At 67.1% G+C, this 19,142-nt stretch carries 16 protein-coding genes; 6 read left to right on the forward strand and 10 right to left on the reverse strand.

Going from position 1 to position 19,142, the window contains the following annotated elements; translation table 11 throughout:
• Nucleotides 1-49: 49 nt before the first annotated feature.
• From AC3WUT_RS14710 to AC3WUT_RS14740, 7 genes are all read right to left on the reverse strand, one after another.
• Nucleotides 50-1,330, reverse strand: a complete 1,281-nt coding sequence (locus tag AC3WUT_RS14710; RefSeq protein ID WP_492347827.1) for a C4-dicarboxylate transporter DctA — start codon at nucleotides 1,328-1,330, stop codon at nucleotides 50-52.
• Between the two features lie 290 nt (nucleotides 1,331-1,620).
• Nucleotides 1,621-2,361 (reverse strand): tyrosine-protein phosphatase, encoded by a 741-nt coding sequence (locus tag AC3WUT_RS14715; protein WP_492347828.1) that lies wholly within the window; start codon nucleotides 2,359-2,361, stop codon nucleotides 1,621-1,623.
• Between the two features lie 67 nt (nucleotides 2,362-2,428).
• Nucleotides 2,429-3,289, reverse strand: coding sequence for a pseudouridine synthase (locus tag AC3WUT_RS14720; RefSeq protein WP_492347829.1), 861 nt, complete (start codon nucleotides 3,287-3,289; stop codon nucleotides 2,429-2,431).
• Nucleotides 3,286-4,536 carry a M20 family metallopeptidase gene (locus AC3WUT_RS14725; RefSeq protein WP_492347830.1) on the reverse strand — a complete coding sequence of 417 codons (1,251 nt, stop codon included), beginning with the start codon at nucleotides 4,534-4,536 and terminating at the stop codon, nucleotides 3,286-3,288. The genes AC3WUT_RS14720 and AC3WUT_RS14725 overlap by 4 nt, the downstream gene beginning before the upstream one ends.
• Before the next feature lie 10 nt (nucleotides 4,537-4,546).
• Complete coding sequence (uraD, locus tag AC3WUT_RS14730) at nucleotides 4,547-6,328, reverse strand: 2-oxo-4-hydroxy-4-carboxy-5-ureidoimidazoline decarboxylase (RefSeq protein ID WP_492347831.1); 1,782 nt, start codon at nucleotides 6,326-6,328, stop codon at nucleotides 4,547-4,549.
• Between the two features lie 2 nt (nucleotides 6,329-6,330).
• A complete protein-coding gene (gene puuE / locus AC3WUT_RS14735) occupies nucleotides 6,331-7,293 on the reverse strand; it encodes an allantoinase PuuE (RefSeq protein WP_492347832.1) in 963 nt (320 codons plus the stop codon).
• A 37-nt stretch (nucleotides 7,294-7,330) separates the two neighbouring features.
• Nucleotides 7,331-8,005: a GntR family transcriptional regulator gene (locus tag AC3WUT_RS14740; RefSeq protein ID WP_492347833.1), complete on the reverse strand. Its 675-nt coding sequence runs from the start codon at nucleotides 8,003-8,005 to the stop codon at nucleotides 7,331-7,333.
• A gap of 131 nt (nucleotides 8,006-8,136) precedes the next feature.
• Here AC3WUT_RS14740 and uraH point away from each other — a divergent pair, with 131 nt between their 5' ends.
• Nucleotides 8,137-8,487 carry a hydroxyisourate hydrolase gene (gene uraH / locus AC3WUT_RS14745; RefSeq protein ID WP_492347834.1) on the forward strand — a complete coding sequence of 117 codons (351 nt, stop codon included), beginning with the start codon at nucleotides 8,137-8,139 and terminating at the stop codon, nucleotides 8,485-8,487.
• A 13-nt stretch (nucleotides 8,488-8,500) separates the two neighbouring features.
• Here uraH and AC3WUT_RS14750 read toward each other — a convergent pair whose 3' ends face one another.
• Nucleotides 8,501-9,067, reverse strand: coding sequence for a hypothetical protein (locus AC3WUT_RS14750; RefSeq protein WP_492347835.1), 567 nt, complete (start codon nucleotides 9,065-9,067; stop codon nucleotides 8,501-8,503).
• A gap of 105 nt (nucleotides 9,068-9,172) precedes the next feature.
• On the opposite strand from AC3WUT_RS14750, the gene xdhC reads away from it, so the two are divergent.
• The 3 genes from xdhC to AC3WUT_RS14765 all read left to right on the forward strand — a co-directional run bounded on the left by xdhC (nucleotide 9,173) and on the right by AC3WUT_RS14765 (nucleotide 12,842).
• A complete protein-coding gene (gene xdhC, locus AC3WUT_RS14755; protein ID WP_492347836.1) occupies nucleotides 9,173-10,006 on the forward strand; it encodes a xanthine dehydrogenase accessory protein XdhC in 834 nt (277 codons plus the stop codon).
• A gap of 216 nt (nucleotides 10,007-10,222) precedes the next feature.
• Nucleotides 10,223-11,425: a urate hydroxylase PuuD gene (locus AC3WUT_RS14760; RefSeq protein WP_492347837.1), complete on the forward strand. Its 1,203-nt coding sequence runs from the start codon at nucleotides 10,223-10,225 to the stop codon at nucleotides 11,423-11,425.
• A gap of 16 nt (nucleotides 11,426-11,441) precedes the next feature.
• Nucleotides 11,442-12,842 carry an 8-oxoguanine deaminase gene (locus AC3WUT_RS14765; RefSeq protein ID WP_492347838.1) on the forward strand — a complete coding sequence of 467 codons (1,401 nt, stop codon included), beginning with the start codon at nucleotides 11,442-11,444 and terminating at the stop codon, nucleotides 12,840-12,842.
• 19 nt (nucleotides 12,843-12,861) lie between these two features.
• Here the strand turns inward: AC3WUT_RS14765 and AC3WUT_RS14770 are convergent, their stop codons facing one another.
• Nucleotides 12,862-14,646 carry a GGDEF domain-containing protein gene (locus AC3WUT_RS14770; protein WP_492348122.1) on the reverse strand — a complete coding sequence of 595 codons (1,785 nt, stop codon included), beginning with the start codon at nucleotides 14,644-14,646 and terminating at the stop codon, nucleotides 12,862-12,864.
• Between the two features lie 223 nt (nucleotides 14,647-14,869).
• Here AC3WUT_RS14770 and AC3WUT_RS14775 point away from each other — a divergent pair, with 223 nt between their 5' ends.
• A complete protein-coding gene (locus AC3WUT_RS14775; protein WP_492347839.1) occupies nucleotides 14,870-16,240 on the forward strand; it encodes a glycerate kinase type-2 family protein in 1,371 nt (456 codons plus the stop codon).
• 18 nt (nucleotides 16,241-16,258) lie between these two features.
• On the opposite strand, the gene AC3WUT_RS14780 is transcribed toward AC3WUT_RS14775, so the two are convergent.
• Complete coding sequence (locus AC3WUT_RS14780; RefSeq protein WP_492347840.1) at nucleotides 16,259-17,167, reverse strand: LysR family transcriptional regulator; 909 nt, start codon at nucleotides 17,165-17,167, stop codon at nucleotides 16,259-16,261.
• Nucleotides 17,168-17,328: 161 nt separating this feature from the next.
• Here AC3WUT_RS14780 and gcl point away from each other — a divergent pair, with 161 nt between their 5' ends.
• Entirely contained in the window at nucleotides 17,329-19,119 is a 1,791-nt protein-coding gene (gene gcl, locus AC3WUT_RS14785; protein WP_492347841.1) for a glyoxylate carboligase, read from the forward strand.
• The last annotated feature ends 23 nt before the right edge of the window (nucleotides 19,120-19,142 follow it).

The raw sequence follows: 19,142 nt of genomic DNA on the forward strand, positions 1-19,142 counted from the left end.
GGCCGGGGCACCCGCCCCTCGCCGGTCGAAGGCAGGCGCAGCGGCCGCGTCAGTCGATCAACGCTTTCGGGGTACGGCCATCGAGCACCGCATGGGCCCGCTCGCGATCAATGTCGCCTTCCCAGGCGGCAATGGCCACGGTGGCCACACAGTTGCCGATCAGATTGCCCAGGGCCCGGGCGATGCCCATGAACCAGTCCACCGACAGCACCAGCACCAGGCCGATGGCGGGGATGGCCGGAATGGCCTGCAGGGTGGCGGCCAGCACCACGATGGCCGAGCCTGGCACACCGTGTGCGCCCTTGGAGGTGACCAGCGAGATGGCCAGGATGGCCAGCAGATCGGCGGTGGAGACCGGGGTGTTGGTGGCCTGGGCAATGAAGACGGCGGCCAGCGTGATGTAGATCGAGAAGGCGTCCAGGTTGAAGGAGTAGCCGGTGGGGATCACCAGGCCCACGGTCGAGTCACGGATGCCCATGGCCTTGAGCTTGGCCATGATCTGGGGCAGCACGCTGTCCGATGAGGTGGTGGCGAAAACCACCATCAGCTCTTCGCGCAGGTAGCGCAGCAGCTTGAACAGGCTGAAGCCCGACACCCGCATGATCAGGCCCAGCACCACCGTCACAAAGAAAATGGTGGCGCCGAAGAACAAAGCCACCAGCATGCCCAGTTGCTTGAGCGAGCCGATGCCGTACTTGCCCACGGTGAAGGCAATCGCGCCCAGCACGCCCAGCGGGGCCAGGCGGATCAGCAGGCCCATGGTCTTGAACAGGGCGTGCGACAGGTCGTCGATCAGCGAGGTGATGCGTTCCCCCTTGGGGCCCAGCAGGGCCAGGGCACAGCCGAACAGGATGGAGATCAGCAGCACCTGCATCACGTCGCCGCTCACAAAGCCGCTGAGGGCGGTGGTCGGGATCAGGCGCAGGGCGAACTCGGTGAAGCCGCCGCCGGTGAGCTTGCCAGCGTTCTCTTTGTAGGCCGCGAGCGCCGAGCCATCAAGGGTGCTGGGGTCGATGTTCATGCCCGCGCCGGGCTGGAACACCCAGGCCAGCACCAGGCCCAGCACCAGAGCGATGGCCGTGACCACCTCGAAATAGATCAGGGCCTTGATGCCCACCCGGCCCACCCGCTTGAGGTCGCCCGTGCCGGCGATGCCGTGCACCACCACGCCGAAGACGATGAAGGGGATGAGCATTTTGATCAGCTTGATGAAGCCGTCGCCCAGGGGTTTGAGTTTGACGGCCTGTTCAGGCCAGACCAGGCCGACGATGACGCCGACCACCAGGGCCAGGACCACCTGGCCGAACAGGGATTTGTAGATGCGTGACATGGCTGCTCCAAGGTTGGAAAGAGATGTGGTTTGCAAGTCTTGTATGCAAGCAATGTAGGCAAAAGTCGTGCCCATGAATACAGGGTTTTCACGTGGAAGCGGGCGGCCTTGAGGCACCGGAATGGTGAGCCTTGGGGCGGTGTGCACTGTTTTGAGGCCATTGGCCCGACGGGCTGGGCCGTGATGGTGCAGGCTGGTCGGCCCAGGTGGCGGACAGCCGGAAAGAGCGCAATGCGTGGCGAGGGACTCAGGTGAGGGCGGTGCCACACCGGCCCATCAGCATCGCTGAATTAAATCAGGTAGAGCGATTCGAGTTGGCGCACTTCGGCGGGCCCCACGCCTAGCACGTCCTGCAGGTAGGGTGTCAGGCCGCCGTGGTGCTGCTGCACGGTGTCCAGGGCTGCGTCGAGAAAGCTGGGCTGCACGCGCCAGATGACGCGCATCACCTCTTCGGGGCCCTGCCCGATCAAACCCGTGGGGCGCTGGTACAACTCATTGGTCAGCAGGTAGTCGTGCAGAACGACGGGCTGCTCCACGCCCAGCGCATGCAGGATCAGGGCGGCGGCAAAGCCGGTGCGGTCCTTGCCGGCGGTGCAGTGGAAGACCAGGGGCTGGTCGTTTTCCAGCAGCAGTCGGAACAGTTCTGCAAAGCGGGGTGAGTTGTGCAGCACGAAGTCGCGGTAGGTCTGCTCCATCAGTTCGGCGGCATGTTCCGGTGTGAGGCGCTCCCCCCGGTCCTGCAAAGCCTTGGCGCGTTGTACCACCGTGGGCTCGATCGACAGCGCGTGCTGCTGCACGCCGGGCAGGTCGTAGGCCTGCGCGGCGCGTTCGCCCTGGCCCCTGAAGTCGACCGTGCGCGTGACCCCCAGCGCCTGCAATCGGGCCTGATCCTCGGGCGTGAGGTGGGCCAGGTGATCCGAGCGGTAGATGCGGCCCGGGCGCATGGCCCGGCCACCCCGGGCGGGGTAGCGTCCCAGGTCACGGAAGTTGCTGGCGCCGCTCAGGCGCTGGGACAGGGGGGCGTAGGTCATGAAGCGGTGTGGGCAGGTCAGTGAATGTCAATCGTCCTGCATGTTATCGCCCCGCACGATCCCTTGGTCAGGTCCTTGTCTCACAGGTGTCCAGACCCGGGCGGGCTGGCTCATCGGCCTGCCAGGCCGGGTGTTGCCGTAAGGCTTGCCAGGCCAGAAGGTCGGGGGGCATGGGCTGATCGGTGGGCGGGTCGGTGTCCAGCAGCCCGCTGGAGAAGTGCAGCCACTCGCCGCTGATGGGGTGGGGGATGTCGAGGGTGGCCGCATGCAGCCACAGGCGTTGCAGGCCCAAACGCTCGGCCCACCAGCGGTTGACGGGCCCCTTGCCGTGGGTGGCGTCGCCGATGATGGGGTGGGCCAGGTGCTTGAGGTGACGGCGGATCTGGTGGCGTCGCCCGGTGCTGGGCCAGGCCTGGACCATCGACAGGCGGCTGGCTGGGTAGCGCGGGTCGGCCGGTGCCTGGCCGGGCTCGGGCGGCAAGGCCAGCGTGGCCAGGCGCTCGAAACGGGTGTGGGCCTCTTGCACGGGGGCATCGGGCGGGGCGTCGTCGGGGCGCAGGGCGTGGTCGACCTCGATCGCCCGGGGGGCCCAGCCCCGCACCACGGCCAGGTAGTGCTTGCGGGTGCGGTGCGCCTCGAAAGACTGCGACAGGGCGCGCGCGGCCTCGCTGTGCAGCGCCATCACCAGCACGCCGCAGGTGCCCTTGTCGAGCCGGTGCACCGGAAACACGTGCTGGCCCAGTTGGTCGCGCAGGGCCTGCATCACAAAGCGGGTTTCGCCTGCGTCCAGCCCGGTGCGGTGCACCAGCCAGCCCGCCGGCTTGTAGACGGCCACCAGGTGCTCATCGCGCCACAGCACGGTGAGCGGGGGTGGGGTGTCCACGGGCACGATCAGCCCGGTCGTGGCGGTGGCGGTGGTGCCGCTCAAGCCAGCAGGTCGCTCAGGGCCCGGGCCATCACCTTGGTGGCGGCGCGCAGGTCGTTCAGGTCAAGGCGCTCGTCGGCGCGCTTGGCATGTGATTCGAGCACGGTGCGCGGGCCGGCGCCGTAGATCACGCCGGGGATGCCGCGCTCCACGTACAGGCGCACGTCGGTGTACAGCGGGGTGCCCACGGCGGGCACGTCTTCGCCCAGCACCGCCTTGGCGTGTTGCTGAATGGCGTCCACCAGGGGTTTGTTGCCGGCCAGCGGGGTCATCGAGCGGGCCAGCAGCAGGCGCTTGATCTCGACGCTGATGCCGGGGCGCTGCGCGGCGGCCTGTTCGATCACCTCGCGGATGCGGGCTTCCACCTCGACCGGGTTCTCTTCGGGGATCATGCGGCGGTCCAGCTTGAACATCACCTTGCCCGGCACCACGTTGGTGTTGGTGCCGCCTTCGATGCGGCCCACATTGAGGTAAGGGTGGTTGATGCCGGCCACCTGCGAGCTCACCTGCAGGTACTCGGTGTTCTGGGCGTACAGCGCGTTCAGGATGTGCACGGCGCCTTGCAGGGCATCGACGCCGGTGTGGGGCACGGCCGCATGGGCCATCTTGCCGTGCACGGTCACTTCCATCTGCAGGCAGCCGTTGTGCGCGGTGACCACCTCGTGCGAGAAGCCGGCGGCCACCATCAAGTCGGGCTGGGTCAGCTGGTTCTTCAGCAGCCAGCCCGGGCCCAGTTCGCCGCCAAATTCTTCGTCGTAGGTGAAGTGCAGCTCCACCGCCCCCTGGGTGGGGCGGGCCACGGCCTCCAGGGCGCGCAAGGCAAAGGTGAAGCTGGCGAAGTCGCTCTTGCTGACCGCGGTAGCGCGGCCGTACATCTTGCCGTCCACGATCTCGGCCCCGTAGGGGTCGTGGGTCCAGCCCTCGCCCGGGGGCACCACGTCGCCGTGGGCGTTCAGCGCAATGGTGCGGCCGCTGCCCGCCGGGCCGAAGGGGCGGCGCACGATCAGGTTGGTGATGCTTTGCATGCCGTAGGCCTGCACCTCGGCGGCGGGCACAGGGTGCTTCTCGGCCTCATAGCCGAAGGCCTGCAGCAGTTCGGCGGTGCGTTCTGCGTGCGGGGCGTTGTTGCCGGGCGGTGTGTCGGTGGGCACCTGCACCAGCGCTTGCAGAAAGCGCACTTCATCGTCGAAGTGGGCATCGATCCAGGCGTCGAGGGCGGCGTAGCGGGGGGTGTTTTGAACGTCGGTCATGGTGTCGGGCTCAGGCGGGGATGGCTTGCGGTGCGAAGTGGTTCAGGACATGGGCAAAGGCGTCGACGGCCAGTTGCATGTCTTCGTTGGTGCTCGATTCGAGCGGGTTGTGGCTGATGCCCGAGTTGAGTCCGCGCACGAACAGCATGGCCTGGGGCATCACCTCGTGCAGCTTCATGGCGTCGTGGCCGGCGCCGCTGGGCATGCGGAACACCGGCAGGCCCAGGGCGCTGACGGCCGCCTCCCAGTGCTGCTGCAGGGCCGGGGCGCTGGGGGCAGCGGCGGCCCGCATGGTCTCTTCCAGGGTGTGGCGCAGGCCGCGGCGTTCGCAGATGGCGGCCAACTCGGCCAGCACATCGTGCGCCAGGGCGTCGCGCTGGGTATCGTTGGGCGCGCGCAGGTCGAGTGAGAACTTGCAGCGCCCCGGCACCACGTTGATCGACCCGTTGGGCACTTGCAACTGGCCGATGGTGCCTACCGAGTCGCCATCCTGGGCCGCCCGCTTTTCAACGTACAGCGCGAGTTCGGCCACCGCGGTGGCGGCGTCGCGGCGGCGGTCCATGGGGGTGGTGCCCGCGTGGCTGGCCATGCCGATCACCTCACCGAGGTAGCGCACGCTGCCGTTGATGGAGGTGACCACGCCCAGGGGCAGGTCTTTCTCATTCAGGACCGGGCCCTGTTCAATGTGCACCTCGATGAAGCCCAGGTAATCGGCCGGTTGGCGCTTGAGTTTGGCGATGTCATCGATGCACAGGCCGGCGTGCCGCATGGCCTCGCGCATCGTGATGCCGTCGGCGTCCTGCTGGTCCAGCCACTCAGGCTTGAAGTCGCCGATCAGCGCGCCTGAACCCAGGAAGGTGGCCTTGTAGCGCTGGCCTTCCTCTTCAGCGAAGCCGATCACCTCCAGGCCAAAGGGCAGGCGCCGGCCCTGCGCCTTGAGCTGCTGCACGCAGGCCATGGGCACGAAGATGCCCAGCCGCCCGTCGTACTTGCCGCCATTGCGCACGGTGTCGTAATGCGAGCCGGTCATCAGATAGGGGGCGCCGGCCGTGGCGGGGTGGTAACGGCCCACCACGTTGCCCACGGCATCGATCCCGACTTCGTCAAAGCCGGCTTCGCGCATCCAGTGGGCAATGCGCTGGGCGCAGGCGCGGTGGGCGTCGGTGAGGTAGGTGACGGTGAGCTGGCCCAACTCGGCAAAGCCGGGGTCTGAGTGCTGGGCCAGCTTTTCCTGCCAGTCCCACACCAGATTGCCTTGTACCGGCTCGACACCGAACTTGTCGTTGAGGCGGATTTCGGCGATGCGGTGGATGTTGCGCAGGCATTCGGCCAGCTCGAAGTCGGGGTGGTTGTGCAGTCGCCGCTCGAAGGTCTCGATGATCTCGTGCCGGCCCAGGCCCAGGCCGCGGGGGCCCCGCACGGCCAGGATGAAGGGGAAGCCGAAGCGCGCGTTGTAGTCGGCATTGAGCTGCTGGATGCGGGCAAACTCTTCAGGGGTGCAGTCGGTCAGGCCGGCCTTGCCTTGTTCGTGGGTCGATTCGGCGGTCAGGCTCTTGCTGACCATGGCCTTGCCTGCCAGCTCGGGGTGGGCCCGGATCAGGCCCAACTGGGCCTCGCGCCCGGCCTGGCTGACGACCTGGGTCAGCGCGTGCTTGAGTTGAGCCAGCGATTGGAAGGGGCGCTGCGGCAGCACGCGTTCGACGATCCAGGGCGAGTGCTCGTACAGGCCGTCCAGCCATTGCAGGGCCTGTTCGGGGCTGGCGGTGTTGAATTCGGCAAGGGTGAGGGCCATGGTCAGCCTGCTTTCTGTTCGCTAAAGGGATGCACCTGCTGCCAGTGGCGGGCAATGTCGATGCGGCGGCACACCCAGACCTTGTCGTGGCGCTGGATGTGGTCGAGAAATTTTTGCAGCGCCACCATGCGCCCAGGGCGGCCCAGCAGGCGGCAGTGCATGCCGATGCTCAGCATCTTGGGGCGGTTCTCGCCGGCGGGGTCGCCTTCGGCGTACAGGCAGTCAAAGCTGTCGCGCAGGTAGGTGAAGAAGTCGTCGCCCTGCGAAAAGCCCTGTGGCAGCGAAAAACGCATGTCATTGGTGTCCAGGGTGTAGGGCACGACCAGGTGCGGCACCACGGCGCCGTCGCTGCGTTCGACCTTCATCCAGAACGGCAGGTCGTCGCCGTAGTAGTCGCTGTCGTAGTCAAGCCGGCCGTCGTCCACCACCAGGCGGCGCGTGCGCGGGCTGTCGCGGCCGGTGTACCAGCCGGTGGGGCGCTGGCCGGTGAGCTTCTCGATGGCGTCCAGCGCCACACGCATGTGTTCGCGCTCGGTGGCCTCGTCGATGTTCTGGTAGTGGATCCAGCGCCAGCCGTGGCAGGCGATCTCGTGGCCCAGGTCGACAAAGGCCTGGGTCAACTCGGGGTGGCGCTGCAGCGCCATGCCGACACCGAAGATGGTCATGGGCAGGCCGCGCTTCTCGAACTCGCGCAGGATGCGCCACACCCCCGCCCGCGAGCCATACTCGTAGATGCCTTCCATGCTCATGTGGCGGTCGGGGTAGCTGGCCGGGTTGAACATCTCGGACAGGAACTGCTCCGAGCCGGCGTCGCCGTGCAAGGTGGCGTTCTCGCCGCCTTCCTCGTAATTCAGCACGAACTGGACCGCAATGCGGGCCTGGCCCGGCCACTGGGCGTGGGGCACATCGCGGCCGTAGCCGATCAGGTCGCGGGGGTAGGGCTGGGTGGTGTCGTAAGGCTTCATGGGCGGGCTTCGGGAGGGCTGACGGGTGGGGTGAAGTTCAGGACAGGGCCATGGACAGGTCGCTGGTGGGCAGCTTGCGGTCGAAGGTGAGGCTTTCCTCGACATGGGTCAGGTGATCGTTCATGAGTTGCACCGCCAGGGCTTCGTCGCGCGCAGCCAGCGCCTTGACGATCTCGCCGTGCTCCTCGTGGGAGTGTTCGGCCGCACTGGCCGACTGGTACATCAACGTGATCAGGGCGCAGCGCGAAATCAGTTCACCCAGCAATTGGGCCAGTACCTCGTTGCCCATCAGCTCGGCCATGCGCACATGGAAGTCGCCCAGCAGTTCGGTGCGACCGGAGGCGTCGCCCTCTTGCACAGCGGCTCTTTCGCGGGCCACATGCTCGCGCAAGGCCTTGATCTTGCTAGGGGTGACCTCACGCACAAAGGCGCGTGTCATTTCAGCCTCCAGCATGCGCCGTACAGCGAAAACCTGCCGGGCCTCGGTGACTGAGGGCGCTGCGACAAAAGCGCCGCGTGCCGGCTCCAGCCGGATCAGGCGGTTCTGCGACAACTGGAACAGGGCCTGCCGGACCAGCGTGCGAGACACGCCGAAGTGATCCGCCAGCTTCTGTTCCGCCAGCTTGGTGCCCGGCAGCAGCCGGTGTTCGACGATGGCCCGGGTCAGGCTCTCGACGATGACGTGGGTGGTCGATGGGTTGGAGGCGTCCATGACTTCATGATAGCTGCCAATTCAAAAAGTGTATACACTTTTAGTTCACGATTGCTGCCAAGGATTGATGGCATCAACCGTCCGGTCGCCCCGGTGGCCGCCTCTTGTCTTGTCACCCGAAAGGATCACCCATGGGCCTCAGTACCCACGTTCTCGACACCATGCACGGCAGCCCGGCTGCCGGCATGGGGGTTTCGCTGTTCACCACCCAGGGCGACGACGCCACACTGGTGCGCCGCTTTGTGTTGAACGCCGACGGCCGCTCCGACGGCCCGCTGTATGACAACAACAGCCTGCGCCCGGGCACCTACCGCCTGGTGTTCGAGGTGGCCGATTACTTCCGTTCCCGTGGCGTCGACCTGCCCGAACCCCCGTTCCTGAACAAGGTCACGCTCGACTTTGGCATCGCCCATGCCGATCAGCACTACCACGTGCCCTTGTTGGTCAGCCCCTGGAGCCACTCGACCTACCGCGGCTCCTGAAGCGGATCCGGGTTCAACCGCCGCTCTGACCTTCTGTCAGGGTGTCGAGCTGGAACCGGCCGCTCTGGTCCCACAACCAGGTGTCGGTGTAGACCACCTTGCCCAGACGGGCGGGCACCGGGTAGGGGGCGGCCGCGCGCGCCGTGCGCTCGATTTCGGTGACCACCTCGGGGGCATGGCGCGGCGCGCGCATCCAGTGCAGCTGCGTGACCTGCCCCCGGCTGTCGATGCTGACCTGCAGCACCCCCACCGCGTACAACATGGGCGGCAGCTTGCCGGCGTAGATGCGCTCTGCATTGAGTTTGTAGAGGTGCTGGGCAGCGTCCACCCGATAAGCCTTGGGGGTGCTGGCCGCCGAGGCCGGGCTGATCGTGTGGACACTGCCGGTGCCTGAGGGCGTGCTGGCCGGGCCGGGCGTTTCCGCGGCGGGCGTGTTCTCGTTCAGTGGCGGCGTCGGGCCGCTGCCGCAGGCCGCCAGCAAGGCGGCCCAGGCCGTGGCCATCAGCCACAGGGGGCGGCGGATCAGGGCCGTTACGGGGTGGCTGGGCTGGTCGGTTGAGCGTGGGGCGGGTCCGTTCATGCGCGCATTGTGCCTTCGGCACTGCGCCCTGATTGTTGCCAGTCGTATCTGCCGTAAGGCCATTTTTTCTGGATGGAGGGTTTTATGACCGCAGAATCGGGGCCCATGAGCGCTCTGTCCCAACTGCTGCAAGGCCTGACTGATGAACCTGCCTGCCTGGTGCGCGTGGTGCGTACCCAGGGCTCGGTGCCCCGTGAGGTGGGTGCCTGGATGGCGGTGTGGCCCGCGACCGTGCTCGGCACCATTGGCGGTGGTCACCTGGAACTGGTGGCCACATTGGCTGCCCGAGAGGGCCTGCGCGACCCCGCGACCGCCTGGCCGCTGCAGCAGCGCCACGCCTTGGGCCCCAGTCTGGGGCAATGCTGCGGTGGGGTGGTGCACCTGAGCCTGGAGCGGGTTACTGCGGCCGATCGCGAGCGGCTGCGCACCGAACTGGCGCAAGGCGGCCAGCCCTTGGCCCTGTTTGGTGGCGGGCATGTGGGGCACGCATTGGTGCGGGTGCTGGCGCCACTGCCGTTTCGCCTGCGTTGGATCGACAGCCGGGACGGTATCTTTCCGGCCGATCTGCCCGAAAACGCGGAGGCCGAGCACTCCGATCCGGTGCAGGGGGCCGTGGCCGACCTGGTGCCCGGCTCGCAGGTGCTGGTGATGAGTTTCAGCCATGCCGAAGACCTGGACATCGTGGCCGCCTGCCTGCGTCGACAGCGTGAGCATGGTGACCTGCCATTTGTCGGGCTGATTGGCAGCCAGACCAAATGGGCCACCTTTCAGCGACGCCTTCAGGAGCGTGGCTTCACCGCCGATGAGTTGAATCACGTCACCTGTCCTATCGGTGTGCCAGGCATCAGCGGCAAGCAACCGGAGGTCATTGCCGTGGCGGTGGCGGCACAGTTATTGCAAAAGCTTCCGGGCCCTGTGGGGGCCTCGGGAAAGCCCTGACTCGGGGCCAGACGATACGTCGCCATGGTGCTCAAAAACTGTATACACTTTGTCGCCTGGGGGCCGTGAAAGCGGTTCTCTTCCTGCATCCGGTCGCAGCGGAGCTGGGGTTCTTCCAACCCATGGCCGCGGCCCCAACTTCTGTTCACAGCGCCCGCAGTGGTGAGCAGACCATCAAAGTGCCGACCTGTTGGTTCAGGGGCACTGGAGTTGAGAATGGAAAGCTATTTTCTCGACTGGGCCAACCTGCTGCTGCGCTGGGTCCATGTCATCACCGCCATCGCCTGGGTGGGGTCCTCGTTCTATTTCGTCTTTCTGGACAGCAGCCTCACGCCGCCCGAAGACCCTGAATTGAAACGCCAGGGTGTCAGTGGTGAGTTGTGGGCTGTGCACGGCGGCGGCTTTTACCACCCCGTCAAGTTCGCTGTGTCGCCACCCAAGCTGCCCGGGCACCTGCACTGGTTCTACTGGGAAAGCTACAGCACCTGGTTGACCGGCTTTTCGCTGTTCACCGTTTCGTACCTCTGGAGCGCCAGCACCTACCTGATCGACAAGTCGCGCATGGATTGGGCACCCGCCGAGGCCATCGCCGTCGCCCTGGGCTTTCTGGTGGTGTTCTGGCTGTTGTACGACGGCATCTGCCGGGTGTTCGGGCAGCGCAAGAATGGCGACGCGATCGTCGGCGCTTTGGTGCTAGTGCTGGTCTGCGTGGCCTCATGGCTGGCCTGCCACTGGTTTGCCGGCCGCGCCGCCTTCTTGTTGATGGGCGCCATGATCGCCACCTCGATGAGTGCCAACGTCTTCTTCTGGATCATCCCGGGCCAGCGCACCGTGGTGCAGCAGATCAAGGATGGCCTGCCGGTCGACCCGATCCACGGCAAGCGCGGCAAGCAGCGCAGTGTTCACAACACTTATTTCACGCTGCCGGTGCTGTTTGCCATGCTGTCCAACCATTACAGCTTCACCTACACCCACCCGCAGAACTGGCTGGTGTTGATCGGCATGATGTTCGCCGGCGCGGCCATCCGCCAGTTCTTCGTGATGCGCCATGGGTACAAGCTGGGCCGCAACGCCCATCCCTGGCCGTATGCCGCCGCCGGTGTGGTGGTCCTGCTGGCGCTGATCGCCTGGCTGCGGCCGGCGCCGATGGCACCGGCCGCCGCAGCGCCGACAGCCGTGAGTTACGCTGAGGTGCAGAAGGTGTTGTCCGCCCGCTGCTACATGTGCCACGGCGAAGCCGTGCAGATGAAGAACGTGCGCCTGGATTCACCTGAGCAGGTCAAGGCCCATGCCCAGGCGGTCTACCAGCAGGCCGTGGTCACCAAGATCATGCCCATGAACAATGCCACCGGCATCACCGACGAAGAGCGCGCCTTGATCGGCGCCTGGTTCCAGGCCGGTGCTCCCACGGCCCCCTGAACCCTGCACGGCCCCCATGAGCAAAACCCTGCTGCTGCGCAACGCCCGTTGCGTGGCCACTTTTGACGAGCAGCGCCGTGAGTTGAGCGATGCTTCGGTGTTCATCCGCGGCCACCGCATCGAGGCCATCGGCCCCGCCGCCGATCTGCCCGACCAGGCCGACGAGGTGCTGGACCTGCGTGGCTGCCTGGTCACGCCCGGTCTGGTCAACACCCACCACCACATGTATCAGTCGCTCACCCGGGCGATTCCTGCGGTGCAGGACGCCGAGCTGTTTTCGTGGCTGCGCGGCCTGTACCCCATCTGGGCCGGGCTCACGCCCGAGATGGTTCAGGTGTCGACCCAGGTGGCCATGGCCGAGCTGCTGCTCAGCGGCTGCACCACCAGCAGTGACCACCTCTACATCTACCCCAATGGCGTGCGCCTGGACGACAGCATCGAGGCCGCGCAGGCCATCGGCATGCGCTTTGTCGCCACCCGCGGCAGCATGAGCGTGGGCCGCTCGCAGGGCGGCCTGCCACCCGATGAGGTGGTGGAGCGGGAGGATGCCATCCTGCGCGACACCCAGCGCCTGATCGAGCGCTGGCACGATGCCCGCCATGGTGCGATGGTGCAGGTGGCGGTGGCCCCGTGTTCGCCCTTCAGTGTCAGCCGCGACCTCATGCGCGAATCGGCCCTGCTGGCCCGGGCGCACGGCGTGCGCCTGCACACCCACCTGGCCGAGAACGACCACGACATTGCCTACAGCCGCGAAAAGTTTGGCTGCACCCCGGCCGAATACGCCGAGCAACTGGGCTGGGTGGGGCATGACGTGTGGCACGCCCACTGTGTCAAGCTGGATTCGGCCGGCCTGTCGCTGTTTGCCCGCACCCGCACCGGGGTGGCGCATTGCCCCTGCAGCAACATGCGCCTCGCCTCGGGCATCGCCCCGATCCGCCGCATGATCGACGCGGGCGTGCCTGTCGGGCTGGGGGTGGACGGCAGCGCCAGCAACGACGGCGCCCACATGCTCGGTGAGGCGCGCCAGGCCATGCTGCTGGCCCGGGTCGGGCGGGCCCTGGAGCCCTTTGGTTGCGATACCGGCCCGGCCGAGATGAAGGCCCGCGACGCGCTGGCGCTGGCCACCCGGGGCGGGGCCGAGGTGCTGGGCCGTGCCGACATCGGTTCGCTGGCGGTGGGCCAATGCGCCGACCTGGCGGTGTTCGACCTGGGCAGTCTCGACTTTGCAGGCGGCGCCGTGCACGACCCCGTGGGCGCGCTGCTGCTGTGCGCCCCGGCCAAAGCCCGTCACACCGTGGTCAACGGGCGGGTGGTGGTGCGCGACGGACAGCTCACCACACTGGATCTGCCGCCGTTGATCGAACGCCATAACCGGCTGGCCCTGCAACTGGCCGTGGCGGCCTTGGGCCGGCGCTGAGCCTGCCGGCTGCGGACGCTCAGGCCGCCTGTTGCACGCCCAAGGGCAGCAAGGGTGCCGACAGCAACGGTGGCGGCAACTGGGGGCCGCGCACATGCAGGCCGCTTTGGCTCTGCTTGGCATCGTGCTTGGCCAGCGCCGCTTCGTTGGCCACCTGTTCGGCGGATTCGTACTGACCGCGCAGCACCCGCACCGCCCCGATCGACAGCGTGGTGCACGGAAAGAAGCGCTTCACGCCGTGCCGGTCTTCGGCTTCAATGCCGCCGGCCTGCCGTGCGATGTCGTCAAACAAGGCCAATGCCTCGCGCGCAAACTCCTGGATGATGGCCTCGCAGCGCTGCTGCCAGTTGTTGCTCTGGAACAGGATCATGAAGTCATCGCCGCCCACATGGCCTACAAAATCGCGCCGGGCATCGCAGTGGCTCACGCACAGCCGGGCCACCAGGCGGATCATCTCGTCGCCACGCCAGTAGCCATATTGATCGTTGAAGGGCTTGAAATGGTTCAGGTCGGCATAGCAGGCCACGAACTCGCTGCCGCTGGCCAGCAGCCGGTCGATGTGCATGCTGATGGGGATGTTGCCGGGCAGAAAGGTCAGGGGGTTGGCGTGGCGCGCGGCTTCGATCCGGGCCTCGGTCACGGAGCGGACCAACTGGTCGCCCGTTCCCAGGCCCACATAGCGGCCGTTGTCGGTGACGATGAAGCCGTCGTTCAGGTAACGCTGGTCCTGCGAGGTCAGAATGCCCACCAGTTCGTCCACGTCGTAGTCCAGCTCCACCACCCGCGGTGAATGGTTGGCATAGGCCAGGCAAGGCTTGCGCCCATGCACCTCCCGAAAGTACAGGGTGGCGTAGTGGTTCATGAACTGCTGGCGGTTGATGAGGCCCACCGGCCGTTCGCCGTCCACCACGGCCAGCGCGTGCAGTTCGGGCCGGGCCTTGAACACCTCGGCCAGCTCATTGTTGGTGCAGCTCATGGCCACGGCCGGCGCCTGGATCACGGGCAGGTGGCGCAACACCCCGGGGCGCGCGGTCTGCTGCAATTGCGGCAGCACGGATACGCGGCGGTCGTGCATCACGGTCAGCGCGGCGTCGATCACCTGCTGCGCCACCTCGCGGGCGGGGCGGCCCAGCAGGTAACCCTGGCCGTAAGCAATGCCCAGATCGCGCAGCACGCGCAGGTCATCGGTGGTCTCGATGCCTTCGGCGATCAGCACCGAGCCAAACACTTCTGAAATCCCCTTCAAGGCATTGACCACCTGCAGGCATTCGGTGCGCTGGTCCAGGGCCCGGGTGAAGTATTTGTCGATCTTCACGTAGGCCGGCTTCACCTCTGACCACAGGCGCAGGCTCGAGCGTCCGTCGCCAAAATCGTCCAGCGCCAGGGTGATGCCAGCCGCGTGCAGGTGTTGCACCGCGGCATGCAATTGCGCCATGTCTCCGACCCGCTCGTGTTCGGTGATCTCCATCACCAACATGCGGGGGGATACCCCACAGCGCCGTGCAGCCCCGATCAGCGATTCGGTCTCCTCCAGTTGCATGGCCTCGACCAGCGCGTCGGCACTGATGTTGACGAACAAGCGCCCGGGTTCGCCCGCCTGTCCCCATTGCACCAGGGCCGTGTGGACGCAGAACACCTCGAATTCGAACAGCAGGTCCTCCTGCTGGGCCAGGGCCAGCAGCACGTCCGGGCGCTCCCATTCGGTGCCGGCCGGGCCACGGATCAGGGCCTCATGGCCAAAGATCGAGCCGCTGCGCAGGTCGGCAATCGGTTGAAATACACAGTGCAGTGCCTGCTGTTCCATCAGGGTGGCCAGGCGCCCAGGTGCCAGGGTCAGGCCGTGTTCCGGCGTCGCTGCGCGGGCCACTGCCTGGGCTTCGCATGAGGATCGGTTCAAGAGCACTCCTGGGGATGGACGAAGACGGGGGATTCTGAACCGGGCCTGTGACCGGTGCATGACGCGAGGTAAAGCAGTTTTGACCCGACCAGGGGCCAAGCCGCTGCACGAGGCTTGGCACAATCGGGCCATGACCACACCCCAAGCCCCCCAACATCGCGTCGCCCTCGATCTGCAGGGCGCTGTCTGCCCCAGCCCCAGCGCTGATCCGCAGGCTTTTTTGCAGCACCTGTATGCGCAGGCCGTCTGGCGGGCGCAGCCCCTGCAAGGTCTGGCGCGCCACCTGCCCCAGCCGCCCAAGGGGCGCACCCTGGTGCTGGGGGCGGGCAAGGCCGGGGCCTCGATGGCCCAGGCGGTCGAGGCCTTGTGGCCGGCCGATGCGCCGCTGTCGGGCCTGGTGGTCACGCGCTACCACCACATCCCGCCGCGACCGGCCGGCCTGCCCGAGCGCATCGAAGTGGTCGAGGCCTCGCACCCCGTGCCCGACGCGGCCGGCCTGGCCGCGGCCCAACGCATCCTGCAACTGACCGAAGGCCTGACCGAGGACGACCTGGTGCTGTGCCTGATCTCGGGTGGCGGCTCCGCCCTGCTGACCCTGCCCGCCGAAGGGCTGAGCCTGGAGGACAAGCAGCGCATCAACCGCGAATTGCTCCACAGCGGCGCCAGCATTGGCGAGATGAACTGCGTGCGCAAGCACCTGTCGCGCATCAAGGGGGGGCGCCTGGCGGCGGCCTGTTCGCCGGCGCGGGTGCTCACGCTCACCATCAGCGATGTGCCTGGCGATGACCCTTCGGTGATTGCCAGCGGCCCCACCGTGCCGGATGCCAGCCACTGCGCCGAGGCACTGGCCATTCTGGCCCGCTACGGCATTTCGGTGCCCGCGGCGGTGCACCAGCAGTTGCAGGCCGGTGCACTTGAAACCCCCAAGCCCGGCGATGCCGTGTTCGCAGGGCACGAGGTTCAGTTGATTGCCACCCCGCGCCAGTCGCTGGAGGCCGCCGCCGAGGTGGCCCGTGCCGCGGGCATCGCGGCCTATGTGCTGTCCGACGAAATCGAGGGCGAATCGCGCGAGGTGGGCAAGGTGCACGCCGCGCTGGCACGCTCGGTGGCCCAGCATGGCCAGCCTTTTGCACGCCCCTGCGTCATCCTGTCGGGCGGTGAGACCACGGTGACAATCCGCCCGCAGCCCGCTGGCAGCCCGCGCGGGCGCGGCGGCCGTGCGGGTGAGTTCTGCCTGGGCCTGGCCCAGGCCCTGCAGGGCCAGCCACGGGTCTGGGCCTTGGCGGCGGATACCGATGGCATCGACGGTGTTGAAGACAACGCCGGTGCCTGCGTGGGCCCCGACACGCTGGCACGGGCCCAGGCCCAGGGCCTGAAAGTGGAGCAGTTTCTGGACCGCAACGACGCCTATGGTTACTTCGAGGCCCTGGGCGATCTGGTCATCACCGGCCCCACCCACACCAATGTGAACGATTTCCGGGCGCTTCTGATCCTCGATTGAGGCGCTGGCCCGGCAGGGTCATTTCAGCTGCTCCCACCAGCGCGCCTCAAACCGCCCCTGCATGAAGGCCACGAAGGACGACACCTTTTGCGGCAGCAGGCGGGGCGAGGGGAACACGGCGTGGATCTCCTGCTCGGGCAACTGGCAGGTCTTGAGCACCTCCAGCACCCGGCCACTGGCCAGCGATTCGGCGGCCACATAGCGGGGCAGGGCGGCGACGCCCAGGTGGGCGCGTGCAGCGGCCAGCAGGGCCGACAGGTTGTTGGAGCGCATGCGCCCGCTCACCGGCACGTTCACCAACTCGCCCGCTGGCGTGCGCAGACGCCAGAAGTCGTCCCCCTGCACGCTGCTGTAGATCAAGGCGTCATGCCCACGCAGCTCGCTGGGCTTGCGCGGTGTGCCGTGCCGCCGCAGGTAGGTGGGCGAGGCCACCAAGGCCCAGGGGTTCTGCCCCAGGCTGCGTGCACCCAGGCCCGAGTCGGCCAGCTTGCCCAGGCGGATCGCCACGTCGATGCCCTGGGCTACCAGGTCGGTGTAGCGGTCGTCAAAGCTCAGGTCCACCTTCACCTGCGGGTGCCGGGCCATGAATTCCAGCACCAGGGGCACCACCACCCGTCTGCCGAAAGCCACCGAACTGCCCACGCGCAGCAGACCGTTCACCTGGGTCTGGCGCACCTGGACCACCTCTTCGGCCTCGCTCACCTGGCCCAGGATGGCCTTGCAACGTTCGTAGTACAGCGCACCGGGTTCGGTCAGGCTGACCCCGCGGGTGTTGCGGTTGAGCAGGCGCACCTTGAGCTGGGCCTCCAGGGCCGCCACCTGCTTGGTGACGGTGGGCTGGGTGGTGGCGAACTCTTTCGCCACCTTGGTGAAGCTGCCGGATTCCACCACCCGGACAAACAGGTTCATGGCGTCGAAACGGTCCATCGGGTTCTCCTTGCGCTCGTGCGGGGTGCCAGTGTCCGCTGCCGTCGATCCGACAGTCATTCCACCAGCGAATAAATTTTATGGTCTGCCCGGGCGTTCCGACTCAAGCCTGCGCCGCCTAAATTTCGGCCACCCCCAGTGGGTTCACCCAAGGAGATGACATGGCAAGAATGAAGGCAATCGAGGCGGCAGTCTGCATCCTCGAGAAAGAAGGCGTGAGTGTGGCGTTCGGCGTGCCCGGCGCTGCCATCAACCCGCTGTATGCAGCGCTCAAGGCGCACGGCGGCATCGGCCACATCCTGGCGCGCCACGTCGAGGCGGCCTCGCACATGGCCGAGGGCTACACCCGGGCCGTGGCCGGCAACATCGGCGTGTGCATCGGCACCAGCGGCCCGGCCGGCACCGACATGGTCACCGGCCTGTACTCGGCCAGTGCCGATTCCATCCCCATCCTGTGCATCACCGGGCAGGCTCCGCGCGCACGCCTGCACAAGGAGGATTTTCAGGCTGTCGACATCAGTGCCATCGCCCGCCCCGTGACCAAATGGGCCACCACCGTGATGGAGCCGGCCCAGGTACCCGGGGTGTTCCAACAGGCATTTCACCTGATGCGCTCGGGCCGCCCGGGGCCGGTGCTGATCGACCTGCCCATCGATGTGCAGTTGGCCGAGATCGATTTCGACCCCGCCACCTACGCCCCCTTGCCGGCCTGGAAGCCGCAGGCCACCCGGGCCCAGGTGGAGCATGCCCTGCACCTGCTGAGCCAGGCCGAGCGGCCCTTGCTGGTGGCCGGTGGCGGCATCATCAACGCCGATGCCTGCGGCCTGCTGGTCGAGTTGGCCGAGCTGCTGCAACTGCCCGTGATCCCCACCCTGATGGGTTGGGGCAGCATCCCCGACGACCACCCGCTGATGGTGGGCATGTGTGGTCTGCAGACCAGCCACCGCTACGGCAACGCCAACCTGCTGGCCAGCGACTTCGTGCTGGGCATCGGCAACCGCTGGGCGAACCGCCACACCGGCTCGGTCGAGGTCTACACCCGAGGCCGCAAGTTTGTGCACATCGACATCGAGCCGACCCAGATCGGCCGCGTGTTTGCGCCCGACTATGGCATCGTGTCCGACGCGGGCGCCGCGCTGGCCCTGATGGTCGAGGTGGCCCGCGAATGGCGATCCGAAGGCCGCCTGTCGCCGCGCCTGGCCTGGGTGGCCGAGTGCCAGGGGCGCAAGCAGAGCGTCGACTACCTGCGCAAGACCCACTTCGACCAGGTGCCCATGAAGCCGCAGCGCGTCTACCAATGCATGAACAATGCCTTCGGTCGCGACGCCTGCTATGTGTCCACCATCGGCCTGTCGCAGATCGCGGCGGCGCAGTTCCTGCACATCTACCACCCGCGCCACTGGATCAACTGCGGCCAGGCCGGCCCGCTGGGATGGACCCTGCCGGCCGCGCTGGGGGTGCGCGTGGCCGACCCGGCCCGCCGGATCGTGGCCCTGTCGGGCGACTATGACTTCCAGTTCATGCTCGAAGAGCTGGCGGTGGGCGCGCAGTTCAAGTTGCCCTACATCCATGTGCTGGTCAACAACAGCTACCTCGGACTGATCCGCCAGGCGCAGCGCAGCTTCTCGATGGATTACTGCGTGCAACTGGCCTTCGACAACCTCAACACCGACGCTGACGAGCCCGCGCGCAGCTATGGCGTGGACCACGTCAAGGTGGTCGAGGGCCTGGGCTGCAAAGCCATCCGTGTGCACCGGCCCGAAGAGTTCGCGCCAGCGGTGCAACAGGCCGATGCCTGGATGGCCGAGCACCGCACCCCCGTGGTGATCGAGCTGCTGCTGGAGCGCGTGACCAACATCGCCATGGGCACCGAGATCGACCAGATCAACGAGTTCGAAGACCTGGCGGCCAGCGCGGCCGACGCGCCCACCGCCATCGCCATGCTGGATTGATGCCCGTCCGCCCCGCAGCCCCT

The sequence above is a fragment of the Curvibacter sp. EU05-FHT14A10 genome, from assembly GCF_058791075.1.

Excerpts from the sequence above, each read along its gene's own strand:
- AC3WUT_RS14710 (WP_492347827.1), bottom strand. The coding sequence starts at position 1,330 with ATGTCACGCATCTACAAATCCCTGTTCGGCCAGGTGGTCCTGGCCCTG.
- AC3WUT_RS14715 (WP_492347828.1), bottom strand. The coding sequence starts at position 2,361 with ATGACCTACGCCCCCCTGTCCCAGCGCCTGAGCGGCGCCAGCAACTTC.
- AC3WUT_RS14725 (WP_492347830.1), bottom strand. The coding sequence starts at position 4,536 with ATGACCGACGTTCAAAACACCCCCCGCTACGCCGCCCTCGACGCCTGG.
- uraD (WP_492347831.1), bottom strand. The coding sequence starts at position 6,328 with ATGGCCCTCACCCTTGCCGAATTCAACACCGCCAGCCCCGAACAGGCC.
- puuE (WP_492347832.1), bottom strand. The coding sequence starts at position 7,293 with ATGAAGCCTTACGACACCACCCAGCCCTACCCCCGCGACCTGATCGGC.
- AC3WUT_RS14740 (WP_492347833.1), bottom strand. The coding sequence starts at position 8,005 with ATGGACGCCTCCAACCCATCGACCACCCACGTCATCGTCGAGAGCCTG.
- uraH (WP_492347834.1), top strand. The coding sequence starts at position 8,137 with ATGGGCCTCAGTACCCACGTTCTCGACACCATGCACGGCAGCCCGGCT.
- AC3WUT_RS14750 (WP_492347835.1), bottom strand. The coding sequence starts at position 9,067 with ATGAACGGACCCGCCCCACGCTCAACCGACCAGCCCAGCCACCCCGTA.
- xdhC (WP_492347836.1), top strand. The coding sequence starts at position 9,173 with ATGAGCGCTCTGTCCCAACTGCTGCAAGGCCTGACTGATGAACCTGCC.
- AC3WUT_RS14760 (WP_492347837.1), top strand. The coding sequence starts at position 10,223 with ATGGAAAGCTATTTTCTCGACTGGGCCAACCTGCTGCTGCGCTGGGTC.
- AC3WUT_RS14765 (WP_492347838.1), top strand. The coding sequence starts at position 11,442 with ATGAGCAAAACCCTGCTGCTGCGCAACGCCCGTTGCGTGGCCACTTTT.
- AC3WUT_RS14770 (WP_492348122.1), bottom strand. The coding sequence starts at position 14,646 with ATGGAACAGCAGGCACTGCACTGTGTATTTCAACCGATTGCCGACCTG.
- AC3WUT_RS14775 (WP_492347839.1), top strand. The coding sequence starts at position 14,870 with ATGACCACACCCCAAGCCCCCCAACATCGCGTCGCCCTCGATCTGCAG.
- AC3WUT_RS14780 (WP_492347840.1), bottom strand. The coding sequence starts at position 17,167 with ATGGACCGTTTCGACGCCATGAACCTGTTTGTCCGGGTGGTGGAATCC.
- gcl (WP_492347841.1), top strand. The coding sequence starts at position 17,329 with ATGGCAAGAATGAAGGCAATCGAGGCGGCAGTCTGCATCCTCGAGAAA.